Origin of the sequence: Nonomuraea lactucae, assembly GCF_003313395.1 — a bacterium.
GTDB classification, from domain to species: Bacteria; Actinomycetota; Actinomycetes; order Streptosporangiales; family Streptosporangiaceae; genus Nonomuraea; species Nonomuraea lactucae.
In genome coordinates, this window is sequence record NZ_QNFZ01000300.1 from 1 (window position 1) to 526 (window position 526).

1 protein-coding gene is annotated in these 526 nt (G+C 78.7%); it reads right to left on the reverse strand.

The genetic code is table 11. The features are described from left to right. Window positions 1-506: ROK family protein (locus tag DQW85_RS21600; protein WP_240197332.1), on the reverse strand; the 506-nt coding region annotated here is incomplete at its 3' end. Window positions 507-526 lie beyond the last annotated feature (20 nt).

Below are 526 nucleotides of genomic sequence, written 5' to 3' on the forward strand. Positions count from 1 at the left end.
CCGAGACCCGCCGCCGCGTCGGCGAAGACCCGCTCGGCCCGGCCGCGGCCCCTGCCGCCGCCGTGGGCGAGCCCGAGATGGCGCAGGAGGGCGTTCGTTCCCACCTCCCGGCCCCAGCAGCCGCGCGCCCCGCACATGCAGGGCTCGGTGCCACCGGTCAGCGGCATGTGGCCGAACTCGGCGCCGATCCCGCCCGCTCCCGGCAGGGGCCGCCCGTCCACCACCAGGACGCCGCCGAGGTCGAAGTCCACGTGGAGATGGAGGCCCACGCCGACGCCCCGCAACAGACCCCGCCGCGCTTCCGCCAGCGCCGCGAAGGCGGTGTCGTTCCCCACCAGCGGCGTGCGGGACGCGGGCGCCTGCCCGCTCGCCTGGGCGTCGGCTCCGGGCGTGCTTGCCTGGGGTTCGGCTCCGGCCGTGCTTGCCTGGGGTTCGGGTCCGGCCGTGCTCGGCTGGGCGTCGGGACCGGCCGCGCCGGGGAGGCCGAGCAGCGCCGGGACGTTCACCGAGCGCCAGCGCAGGTGCG